Origin of the sequence: Allobaculum fili (assembly GCF_020969955.1) — a bacterium.
Taxonomy (GTDB): domain Bacteria; phylum Bacillota_I; class Bacilli_A; order Erysipelotrichales; family Erysipelotrichaceae; genus Allobaculum; species Allobaculum fili.
This window is the reverse complement of sequence record NZ_JAHDSX010000024.1, coordinates 23,690-35,083: the sequence shown is the minus strand read 5'-3', so window position 1 is coordinate 35,083 and position 11,394 is coordinate 23,690. Positions and strand designations below refer to the sequence as shown.

The following is an 11,394-nucleotide window of genomic DNA, read 5'->3' as shown; positions in this document are numbered from 1 at the left end:
CTGCTCAACCAGCAGCCCACTGGGCAGTCGGTCGAGCAGTTTTTTATAAAGAAGAGCGCAGACGTCTTCACGGAAATTGTGAAGGAGTCTGCGCTCGATTTCTAGACGGGTTCTATTTGACGCTTACGATTCGGCCAGTCCAAAATCGCCATAAAGAAAAAACAAACAAACCGGACTCTGCCGGATCGAAAACGATCGGAAAAGTCCGGTTTTTCTGCGGATGGAGTCGGCAGGAGGGATTCAGCCGGAAGGCGTCATCCTCTGTCGCGAAAAGAGAATCGCAAAAATCCATTGCGAAAAGGATACAGGTACGCTTAATATTTCAGATTCAGCAGCAGGACATTGCCCTGAAAGTGCATTGGTTTGCCTGCAGTAAAGGAAGGATGATCCTTGCTCGGTCGTCTGGGCAGCCGTTTTGCTTTTTTCAGACGTCTTGGCGCAAGAAGGACCTGACGGCGTTTCGGTGTCTGATGACGGGAGCGCGGAAGCAGCACCGCGTCGGTTTTGAGAAGAGAACGGGAAGTTGAAGCGTATGTCTGGTTTTCCTCTTTTTTCATATCGTGTACCTTATCTGGTTTTGCTTCGGTCAAAAAGGGAAGCTTCTCTTCCTGAACAATCAGCGCAGTCACAGAAGAAGTCAGGGCAGGGACCAAGAAATCCGGCTCCTGCTGCGCCTTCTGGTGTTCTTCGATAAATTTCTGATTGAGCAGGGCTGCCTGATTGAGCGCGTACTGCGCTTTGCGCCGCCATTGCAGGGCACGCGGATCGGTGGTCGGCGTCAGCCGGTCGAGCACCGAGCGCGGACAGTGATATTCGCGCGGGTCTTCGTATTCAAAACCGTGCACGATTTTAAACGTCGGCTTTCCGGTAAGGCTGTTTTCGCCGTCGATGTAGTAGACCGAAGTGATGTAGGCTTTCACATCGCCGGTAATCTGACTTTTCAAAGCCCAGTAGTAGCACTTGTTTTTGTCGCGGCTGAATTCAAGTAGTTCATAGACATTCAGGTCGATTACGCTGAAGCATTCCAGACAGATGTCGGGTTTTCCATCGGGTTTGTAGTATTCGATTTCCTTAAATGTAAAATGCATGCATTTTCCTCTTTTCTCCAGCCAGCGCCTAAAGCAGCGGTGCAGATCGGCTGCCTAAACGACCGCAATTTTAACGAATACGAAATAATACATTCGTAAACATTCAAGATTGCCTGCGCTGAATATCAAGCGACTGGACAGACCGATTCAATTATAGGGGAAAGCGGGAGCGCCTTTTCTATATTTTTTCTAAACATCCCTGAATTCAGCGGCTTAACGTAAAATCTGGCCGGGATCGGTCCTATAATCAAATTAATTCAGCCGAAAGGCAGGAAAGGAATGAAACTATGCCGCGCTATGTAGGAGAAATTCGAACCAGCGGATTTTATGTGAATTTTTATCCGACGTACATTTATGAAAAAGACAAATTTATTCGTTTGAGCGATGAAGATGTGGAGAAGATTCTTCCGGGATCGCAGTATCCCAACCTGAATCTGTTTTCCTCTTCGACATCGATGCGTTTAGACGATCTGTTTCAGGACGGAGACGACGTCATTATTGATTTTCAGAGCGATAAGCTCATTCCAAATTTGAAAAGCGATGGGAGCGTCTATCCTTCCGCCTGGAAACTCGATGTGTTCAAGCAGTATTCCGGATCGATTCTTCGCATGGAAGATGTGGGCTGGTACTATGCGCTGCCCCAGGAAGCCGTAGAAGGGGACTGGCGTAAAGATTCAACGGTGATTTTGAATACCCGCGACGTCAACGAAGATATGCGGGTCATGATTCCAGGTCCGATCGAAAATACGCTCGTCGGTCCGTTTCGGGTCCGTTACGACGAAGATCTCGATGAACTGGTGATCTATCCTTCGCTTGATCAGAAAAACTCCATTATTTCCGGCTATCTGTATTCGCCTTCTCTGGCGGATCGGATCCATACGCTGGAACAGATCGATGTGACGCGCGGCTATGTCCGCATCGAAGGCGAAGGCATCGAACCGTGTCCGACCGACACCATTTCCGATGAGGAACTGATCGAAAACTTTACCGCATCCATCAAGGGAAAAACGGCGAAAACTATCGGTGTCGATCCCGCCGCGTTTGCGAGTCTGCTGGCCAGTTACCAGAACTCGCTGATCAGCGGCAAGGACATTCCGGCCGCACTGGCTGCGGAGCGGGTAAAGCGGCTTCAGGCGATCTTTGAATCGTCCGCAAAAAACGGCGAACTTTTTAATGAACTTTCCTCGCTCATTCCGGAAATGTTCAAGGCCCGCAAGGACGATCCTGACTATATGGATATGGTTCATGAGCTGCTCGAAAATGAGGAATTTGTCGAAGCGCTCCCTGCGTATTCGGAATACGTCACGTTTACAAGCCAGCTCAAGCAGAAAAACAGCGAACTGAAGGCGCAGAAGGAAGAACTCCAGAAAGCCGTCGATGAGCTGGAAATCCTGCAGCCAAAGCAGCAGCTCGAACGCTATCAGGAAGAGCTCGATCAGCTCAAGTCCATGAAAGCCAAAGCCGAAGAAGAATTCCAGGAAGCGCTGCGGCAGGCCAATATCGGCAAGGATGTGGCCAACCTGGAAGCAAGATCGTCCTACTTGCAGGAAGAAATTGCGCGTCGTGAAAAAAGCATTGCCGATCTCAACGTACAGATGGAAGGCCTGCAGGGAAAACTCGATGAACTGCTCGAACGCTCCAGCCAGAAAACGCTGGAAATCTCATTTGACGATATGATTTCCGAACGCTTCATGGAACATACCGCCCGTCTGGAAAATGCCAGACGGCTGGAAATTTACCAGCAGGCGTCCCGCGCCATTGCGGCCATGCCGCGATCCTTCCTTTCGAAGGAACAGCTCGTGGACTATCTGGTGTTCACGATGCAGAAAAGCCGTCCGGAATATTCCCGCAATGAAATTCTGAACATTCTCATCTGCCTGACCCAGGGCTTCCTGACTATCTTTACTGGTCAGCCAGGCTCTGGAAAAACGTCGATCTGCCGCGTTACGGCGCAGGCGCTTCACCTCGATCAGCCGGCAGAACTTGAAAAAAGTCATCCGCAGTTTCCGTACTGCTCCCGTTTTGTCTCCGTCAGCGTCGAACGCGGCTGGTCAAGCCGCCGCGATCTGATCGGCTTTTACAACTCGCTGACCCGCTCCTTTGAAAAAGCGGATCCGCGTCTGTTTGATCTGCTCAGCATTCTGAATCAGGAAAGCCGCGGAAACAGCGGCTCGGATTCGCTCCCGGCGCTCGTCCTTCTCGACGATGCCAACCTGTCGAGCATGGAATACTACTGGGCCGACTTCATGTCCATGGAAGAAAACGCCGCCATCCGCGGTACGATCGCGCTGGGCGACACGTATACGTTTGAAATTCCGAGGACTCTGCATTTTGCGGCTGCCATTCAGTCCGACCACACGACCGAACCGTTAAGCAGCCGTCTGCTGGACCGTGCCTGGGTCATTACGATGCCGGAAAAGCGTCTGCTGCTCAAGCCGGCCAGACCGCTTCTGGAAGACGAATTCCGCTCTTCGCTGATTACGCACGAACAGCTTGACGAAGTGTTCCTGCCGCAGGAAGACAGCCAGACGCTGCCAAGCGCGCTTGAAGACGTGTATCAGTCGCTGGCCGCTCTGTTCAAGGAAGCCGGACTTACGGTTTCCATCCGTTCGGAAAGCGCGCTGCGCAAATACGTGCTGACCGCTCTGCGCTGGTTTGTACCCGATGAAGACGAGGCCTATAGTGATGCCGGCACGATGGCGCTCGACTACGCCGTACTCCAGCGTCTGCTTCCGAAAATCAACGGGTCTTCGCACCAGTTCCGTACCATTCTGGAAAAAATGAAAAAAGTCTGCGAAACAGGCGGACTCATTAAGTGCGGCAGAAAACTGAAGGAAATCATGGAAAAAGGAGACGGTTCCATGCAGTTCTATCAGTTCTTCAGCTGATGTCCGAAAGCGTACTGCGGCTTTATGACGACTACCGGGCGGAACTGATCGAAGTTCCGCTGCATCCGGCCGATGAAGTACTGCCGCTCTCCTATTTGTTAAAAGCGCAGAAAGCCCAGGTGTATGCCACGGGATCGTATTCGGCGCAGCTCAGCGTTCCGCGTGCCGGCTACATACGGCATGTGGAAGTTCAGCTGAACCACTATCCGATCAGTGCCACCTACTACGCCAATACCAACCGTCTCTACTTCGCGCCCGGCGGCCGGTCGAAATCGATTTTCGCCGATGCCTTTGGCTTTGCGCGCTTTACCATCCGGGTGACTTACGCCAGCGGACCGGCTCAGATGTTTTACTCCGACTACATCGAAGTCATCACGCCGCTGACGGACGAAAACTATTCCGTCAATTCCATGGGCGCCTATATTGCCCGTCACAATCCGATGCTCTTTTACGGAACCAGGGAAGACTACGATACCCGGGAAGGATCTAAAGGGCCCGGCTACTATTCGCTTGAAGACAAGATCCGTCAGCTCAAGCAGACCGCGACGCTTTTTGAACGGTCCTGGCGGCTCATTCGCCTGCGGCCAAGAAAAGCTGCGCTTCACTCTCAGAACGGCAGCAGCCAGTCCATGCAGGCCAGCGTGCGGTATTTGCTGGGACATCCAGAAGCCCTGCATCGTGTTCGCGATTCCCGCGTCGGTCTGCGTATTGGAATGAACACATATATTCCCGATCTCTCGCACGTCGATCAGACGCTCAGTACGACGGATGTGTACGAAAATCAGGTCACTCTCTCGTTTCTCAAGGGTGTCTGCGACGATATTGAAGCCATGATTCCCGAACTGGCCAGGGAGAAAAAGCTGATTCCTGCCCGGTCGGTTCTTCATGACAAGACGATCACGAACATGCAGAACTCTGCGGCCTTCCTGTACGAAGTCATGAAAAACTCGTTTGATTCGACAGAAAACGAACTGCGGGATCTGCTCGCGGGGTTCCGTTATCTGTATCAGGTGTATTCCCGTGCCATTCCGGCCAGACTCATTGAACTGAAAAAAGCGCCGACGCTGACCCCGGCGTTCCGTCAGCTGCCCGCATACCGTCTGATTTACGAAAGCATCAGCCGCTGCTTCGCGAGGAAAAACGTGAGTGTCGGCGATCTTCGCTTCGTTCGAACGTTTTTGCAGATTACGGAAATGTATGAAGTGTACGTTCTGACGAAGCTGGGCGAGTTTTTCGAAAGCAGCGGCTTTCAGCGCACCCGTTCGTACCGGGTCAACTACACGTTTGAAAGCGATACGTTTTATAAGAACACCGAGATCAACAACGTCTACATTTATCAGAAGGACGATCTGAAAATCACGCTTTACTATCAGCCGGTCATCTACAACCACAAGCATCCAGACCGCGCGATTACCGGCCTTGGCCGCTCCACATCGATTTCGATGCCGATCAAGGGCAGTGAAGAATCTTCCTATGGAACGTACTACACGCCGGACTACGTATTCCGCATTGAAAGTCCAAAGTGGAAAGGCGCCCGCTACATTCTCGGCGATGCCAAGTACTCCACGTCGCACGATGTCAAAAAGCAGAAAATTTTCCCGCTGATCTTCAAGTATCTGTTTTCCATTTCGCCGATTCATCCGGACGATCAGATTACCGGTCTTTACGTATTCAATGGACGAAATCCGGAAGTACAGACTCGTCTGCGCATCGCCCGCTCGATTTACGATCTGGTCCGCGATTCGGAGTCGATCTTTCCGCAGGTCGAAATCATTTCGCTTTACGAATATCCGGGAACCCGGCAGGCCGATCAGTTTGAAGCTTTGCAGCGTCTCTTTACCAATCAGATCGAAAAGGCCCGAGCGATTTACGAGCGGCCGCTAAATGTTTCGGACAGCGACAGTCTGCTTCCCGCCAATCTGGATTCGCAATCGCCGCTGGCCTCGCTGGCACTACTCTCGCAGGCGTCTTTGTTTGATCCCGATGAGGCTGACCCCGAAGATCCGTTTGAGGAAGACTTCGAAACGATGGAGGCCACGGAAGATCAGGAAGCGTTCCCGCCTATGACCCCATCTTCGCTCGATTCGGATCCGGCACAGGATAATCCGGTCGAGGAGCCGGTCGATCGCTCTGTCGATTTTTCCGGACTGGAGCCGGAAAACGGGATCGACGAAAATACAGCGCAAAAAAACGAAGAACCTCTAAACGACGCAGTTCATTCGGATTTATCCGATTGAGTGAGCGGCGATTAAGTGAGCGGATTGATTTCATTGTTCACCCCGCATAACAAAACGCGCAGATTTCCGTATGGATCTGCGCGTTATTTCGTTTCATAAAAAAATCCCCAGATCTGGGGACTGAAGTTCGAAAATGGTGCCCACGGCCGGACTCGAACCGGCACGACATCGCTGTCGATGGATTTTGAGTCCACTGCGTCTACCAGTTTCACCACGCGGGCAACGTGTTCATTATAAAGAAATCCAAAAGGGGATTCAACGGAAAGATCAAAAGCCGCCAGAGCCGACGAATCGGACAGGCACGAGGACATGTTTCGCAGCCTGGAAGGAATAGCGTGATATTCCACAATCCAGCGGGCACTCCGTGCGAACGAAGCAAGGCGGATCCTGCGCAGTCCAGAAAAGGGGAAGAAGATAGAAGGTTCCAGATTTTGAACAGAAAACAGAGAAGACGCTCTTTTTATCCGAAATGAGCAGGAAAGGAACCGCAAAGGATATATACACGTTTCAAAAACGAAGCCGGGCGGAGACAGCCGCACGTCAAAATCCTCAGATTTGTGATTCAAGTAAGGGGTGTCAGAAAATGCACTGTATTATACTGAAGTGGAATAGAGGTAAATATCCATGTCTGTTTTAAAACCTGTCGATTACGATGAATATAAGAAAGTCGTTCCGAAATTTCGCGAAGGAGCGGAAAAATTCTTCAATCACCAGATGAATATGAAGGAATACAAAGGCTTCTCCGGAAAATACGGAAGCTACGCCCAGCGCGGCGGCCAGAAAAGCATGCTGCGTCTGCGTATGAGCGGCGGCCGCGTCACGCCGGAAAAACTGCGCTTTATTGTTGAAATGATTCGCAAGCACGATGTCAAGATGGCGCACTTTACAACATGCCAGACCATCCAGCTGCACGATCTCGATGTCGATACCGTCTGCGACATTATGGAGCAGGCCCCCAATGTCGGCATCGTCTGCTACGGAGGCGGCGGCGACTATCCGCGCAACGTGATGTGCTCTCCGCTCAGCGGCGTGGAAGAAGAATACTTTGACGTTATGCCCCATGCCCTTGCGGCTGCTGAATTCCTGCTCGATTTCATCGACCAGGACAAAATGCCCCGCAAGCTGAAAGTCGCGTTCTCCAATTCGAAATCCAACGTCACTCATGCGACGTTCCGCGATCTTGGCTTTGTAGCCAGAGAAGACGGCCGCTACGATGTCTATATCGCCGGCGGTCTGGGAAACAATCCTAAATTTGGCGTAAAAGTCAAAGAAAGCCTGGAACCGGGTAAGATTCTGTACGTCATTGAAGCGATGATCCGCCTGTTCCGTAAATACGGCAACTACGAAAACCGCTCCAAAGCCAGAACCCGCTATTTGCAGGAAAGCCTTGGCCGCGATCGTCTGATCGAGGAATTCGACAAGGAATTCCGCAAGCTCAAAGAAGAAAAGAACCTGTATGTAGACAATTTTGAAGATCTGCGCATTCACAAGGAAGGCGAGGGCGAACCGCTCGAAGAGTCCTTCATCGTGAAGCATCAGACCAACGGCGATCTGTACAGCGTTCTCTTCCATCCGCGCGGCGGCGTTCCTTCGATCGAAACGCTCGGCCGTCTGTCCGGCGCTCTCGAACATATGGATCAGGTCGAAATGCGACTGTCCCCGGACGAAGGGGCCTATATCATTAACCTGACTGCAAACGAAGCCCGTCAGATTCTGGAAATCATTGAATCCGAAGCGGCGCGGACGGCGTTCGAAACGTCCGAATCGTGCATTGGTGCGTCCATCTGTCAGGTCGGTCTGCGCGATTCGCAGGATCTGCTGCGCACGATTCTGGCCAAAGTCAGCGAAGCCGGCGTCGCCGATGACGCTCTGCCGCAGATTCATATTTCCGGCTGCCCGTCGAGCTGTGCCGCCCATCAGATCGGCAAGATCGGTTTCCGCGGCGCTCTGAAAGTCGTCGATAAGAAGCCGGTTCCGACCTTCCTGCTTTATGCCGGAGGAAACGATGAACAGGGCGAAGAAAAAATGGGCGTGGAGCTCGGCAATATTCCGGTTGGATCGCATTCCGGATTTCCTGATCCATCTCGCGCGCATCGTGGAAGCTTCTGGCATGGGCTATGATGCCTGGGAAAAGGCCAATCCAGACGGAGTAAAAGAAGCCGCTGCCGATTACCTGATTTAATATCCAATTTGATTTTCACTCACGCTTCGGCATCAGAATTCTGATCCCGAAGCGTTTTCCTGATTCAGACCGGTTTTCTTACACCGGTTTTCAAAACACCATTCAAATACTGTCTTATGAACAAAATTACAAAACGAAACCTGAATTTAAAATCTTCCTTAGCCTCGCGCCTTCTGCTTTGCGCCGCCGTGACTTCTCTTCTGGGCGGCTGCGCGTCGAACTCTTCGCAAACCGCGGATGCTTCCGTTTCTTCCCAGACGTCCTCGCTCTCTTCGGCGCTTTACACCCAGACGGATGAGCAGACGATTGTTCTTAAGGACGATCTTGGCCGTGAGGTCGAAATTCAAAAGCCGGAGCGCGCAGCCATTCTGATCGGAAGCTTTGCGGACCTTTTTGCGGATGCCGGCGGCAAGGATCAGATTGCGGCAGCGGCGCACGATACGTGGACGTCCTTTGATCTGGATCTCGATTCCGAAAAGGTACAGGATCTGGGCGATGTGAAATCCATTGCGCAGGAAACGCTGCTCTCATCCGATCCGGACCTGGTCATCGCCAGTGCCAAAAACGATTCTCAGAAGAAAATGGCGGATCTGCTGGAGGAATCCGGCATTCCTGTCGTTTACTATGATGTGTCTTCCTTTGAAGACTATCTGCGCGTCCTGGAACAGTTCTGTCGTATTACCGGGGATACAAGCAGCTATGAAAAGAACGGTCTCGAACAGCAGAAACGCATCGAAGCCATTCGAAACAAAGAGCGCAATAACCCGCCAAAAGTTCTGGCTCTTCGCGAAACTGGAAAGGGAATCAAGGCGCTTGGCTCTTCCAACTCAGTATTAGGCTCCATGTTAGCGGATCTGAAAACGGAAAACATTGCTGGCGAAGACGGTCTGGACACGCTGTCCATGGAAGTCATCGCGAAAGAAAACCCGGATCAGATTTTTTATGTCGCGCAGGGAAAAACGAACGAACAGGCGCAGGAAATCGCCGATGCCCTGTTTCAGAGCGATGCATGGAAAAACCTGGACGCGGTTAAAAACGGAAAAGTGTATGTCCTCGATCAGAAGCTGTACAACCTGAAGCCAAACGCGAAGTGGGCGGATGCTCTGGAAAATCTCGAAACGATCGTCTATGGCGAGTAAACCGCGCAAAATGGTGCTTGGCGCGCTCATTCTCCTGGTTGGGCTTTCTGTGATTTCCATACTGGCCGGTCCGGCCGGCTGGCTGGATCCGATGCAGGAATCGATGCGCTCGATCGTTTTGCATCTGCGTCTGCCGCGCGTACTTGGCGCTCTTCTTGCGGGAAGTGCGCTCGCGCTCTCCGGCGCTTTGGTCCAGACCATTTTGCATAATCCGCTGGCCTCGGCCAACATCATCGGCGTCAACGCCTCGGTCGGCTTTTTTACCATTCTTGGCAGCAGTCTCTTTCCGCTCTCCTTCAGCGCAGGAACGGTGTTCGGCTTTTTTGGCGGTCTGGCGTGCGGCCTTCTCGTCGCCAATCTGGCCAGAAAGCGAAAAGCGTCCCGGCTGACAATCCTGCTGGCGGGCATGGCGATCAGCCAGCTGTTTTCTGCCGGGATCGATCTTCTGACCGTCCTGGTCCCGGATGCGCTGAGCGGCTATGCCTCGTTTAAGATCGGATCGCTGGCTTCGCTTTCCTTAAATAAGGATCTGTATGCGTCCATCTTGATTTTGCCGGCAATTGTTCTGGTGTTCCTCTTTTCCAGAGAACTGGAAATGTTTACGCTTGGCGACCGGCAGGCACAGACGCTCGGTCTGAATGTGGAAAAATGGAGTGTCTTCTTTCTGTTTCTTTGCGCGCTGCTGGCGTGCGGGGTCGTTTCGCTCTGCGGCATGCTTGGCTTTGTCGGCCTCATTGTCCCTGCCTGGCTTTCGCGCTATCGTCTGCCGTTTAAGACGTTTCTGCTTCTTTGCGTTCTGGTCGGCGCACTGCTCGTCGGCGCGGCGGATCTGATCGGCCGCTGGATTTTGCTTCCGTGGGAGCTGCCGGCCGGACTGGTCCTCTCACTGGCTGGCGGTCCGTATTTTCTCTATCTGCTTCTGGAAAGGAGAAAACTGGATGCTTAAAGCTGAACATATTCGCGCCGGCTACGGAAACAAAGTCGTCATCCAAGACTTTTCCTCCGATTTTAAAGAAGGAAAGCTGTATATCATCCTCGGCCGCAACGGTTCCGGCAAAAGTACGCTGCTTTCCATTCTCGGCGGCTGGATGAAACCGCAAAGCGGCAGCGTATTGTACAACGGGAAAAATCTCCTTCCTCTTTCTGCGATGGAACGGGCGAGAATTACCGGGCGAATCGCGGACGATACGCTCAATGTGCAGATGAGCGTTCAGCGCTTTGTGGAACTGGGCGATTACGCCAGAGAAGAGAGCCGGTTTTCGCGTTTCTGGAAAAAAGCCGGGAAGACAGATCTCTCCGGCATGCAGTCAGAAGATGCAGCAAAACGGGCACAGGATGCGATGCGTGCATTGTCGATTGACGCGCTGGCGACGCATCGCCTGGATGAAGTGTCCGCTGGCGAACGGCAGAAAGCGGCCATCGCACAGGTGCTCGTTCAAAACCCGCACTGTCTGTTTCTGGATGAACCGGGAGCCAACCTCGATCCTTCCGCGCGTTTTGAACTCATGGATCTGCTCTGCATGCTGAAAGATCCTTCGCGCATTCTCGTCGTCGTGGCGCACGATCTTGATCTCGCTTTACGCTATGCGGATGAAATTCTCGTCCTGGATGGACATCAGAAAGTGTTTCAGGGCAGCGCAATCGAACTTGCCCAAAGCGATCTTCTACAGGAAGTTTTCGAGATCCGCCTGAACGACTGGGACCCGTCTACCCGAACAGCCAGACTGTTTCCGCTTCGTGAAAATCGAACGTTCTTTACGGTACGGGATGAATAAACTTTTTCGATTTTCAGGAATGGGTGTACGTTTTCTTTACGGCTCAAACGGTTTATACAGGACCGGTTTGAAAAGAGAGAAAAGA

7 protein-coding genes and 1 tRNA gene are annotated in these 11,394 nt (G+C 52.2%); 6 read left to right on the top strand and 2 right to left on the bottom strand.

What is annotated here, in order from left to right:
• Positions 1 to 314: 314 nt before the first annotated feature.
• Positions 315 to 1,088, bottom strand: coding sequence for a hypothetical protein (locus Afil_RS06745; RefSeq protein WP_230267805.1), 774 nt, complete (start codon positions 1,086 to 1,088; stop codon positions 315 to 317).
• A gap of 287 nt (positions 1,089 to 1,375) precedes the next feature.
• Between Afil_RS06745 and Afil_RS06740 the strand changes: the two genes are divergently transcribed.
• A complete protein-coding gene (locus tag Afil_RS06740; RefSeq protein WP_230267804.1) occupies positions 1,376 to 3,976 on the top strand; it encodes a DUF8727 domain-containing protein in 2,601 nt (866 codons plus the stop codon).
• On the top strand, positions 3,976 to 6,213 hold the full coding sequence (locus tag Afil_RS06735) for a nuclease domain-containing protein (RefSeq protein WP_230267803.1): 2,238 nt from the start codon (positions 3,976 to 3,978) through the stop codon (positions 6,211 to 6,213). Before Afil_RS06740 ends, Afil_RS06735 begins: the two co-directional genes overlap by 1 nt.
• Positions 6,214 to 6,347: 134 nt before the next feature.
• On the opposite strand, the gene Afil_RS06730 is transcribed toward Afil_RS06735, so the two are convergent.
• Positions 6,348 to 6,434: transfer RNA gene (locus Afil_RS06730), tRNA-Leu, on the bottom strand.
• 403 nt (positions 6,435 to 6,837) lie between these two features.
• On the opposite strand from Afil_RS06730, the gene Afil_RS06725 reads away from it, so the two are divergent.
• The 4 genes from Afil_RS06725 to Afil_RS06710 all read left to right on the top strand — a co-directional run bounded on the left by Afil_RS06725 (position 6,838) and on the right by Afil_RS06710 (position 11,309).
• Positions 6,838 to 8,334 (top strand): nitrite/sulfite reductase, encoded by a 1,497-nt coding sequence (locus Afil_RS06725; RefSeq protein ID WP_230267802.1) that lies wholly within the window; start codon positions 6,838 to 6,840, stop codon positions 8,332 to 8,334.
• Positions 8,335 to 8,511: 177 nt separating this feature from the next.
• Positions 8,512 to 9,534 (top strand): ABC transporter substrate-binding protein, encoded by a 1,023-nt coding sequence (locus tag Afil_RS06720; protein WP_230267801.1) that lies wholly within the window; start codon positions 8,512 to 8,514, stop codon positions 9,532 to 9,534.
• A complete protein-coding gene (locus Afil_RS06715) occupies positions 9,524 to 10,480 on the top strand; it encodes a FecCD family ABC transporter permease (RefSeq protein WP_230267800.1) in 957 nt (318 codons plus the stop codon). Before Afil_RS06720 ends, Afil_RS06715 begins: the two co-directional genes overlap by 11 nt.
• Complete coding sequence (locus Afil_RS06710; protein WP_230267799.1) at positions 10,473 to 11,309, top strand: ABC transporter ATP-binding protein; 837 nt, start codon at positions 10,473 to 10,475, stop codon at positions 11,307 to 11,309. The genes Afil_RS06715 and Afil_RS06710 overlap by 8 nt, the downstream gene beginning before the upstream one ends.
• The last annotated feature ends 85 nt before the right edge of the window (positions 11,310 to 11,394 follow it).

Bases quoted from the DNA above. Each gene is read 5' to 3' on its own strand.
- Afil_RS06745 (WP_230267805.1), bottom strand. From the start codon at position 1,088: ATGCATTTTACATTTAAGGAAATCGAATACTACAAACCCGATGGAAAA.
- Afil_RS06740 (WP_230267804.1), top strand. From the start codon at position 1,376: ATGCCGCGCTATGTAGGAGAAATTCGAACCAGCGGATTTTATGTGAAT.
- Afil_RS06735 (WP_230267803.1), top strand. From the start codon at position 3,976: ATGTCCGAAAGCGTACTGCGGCTTTATGACGACTACCGGGCGGAACTG.
- Afil_RS06725 (WP_230267802.1), top strand. From the start codon at position 6,838: ATGTCTGTTTTAAAACCTGTCGATTACGATGAATATAAGAAAGTCGTT.
- Afil_RS06720 (WP_230267801.1), top strand. From the start codon at position 8,512: ATGAACAAAATTACAAAACGAAACCTGAATTTAAAATCTTCCTTAGCC.
- Afil_RS06715 (WP_230267800.1), top strand. From the start codon at position 9,524: ATGGCGAGTAAACCGCGCAAAATGGTGCTTGGCGCGCTCATTCTCCTG.
- Afil_RS06710 (WP_230267799.1), top strand. From the start codon at position 10,473: ATGCTTAAAGCTGAACATATTCGCGCCGGCTACGGAAACAAAGTCGTC.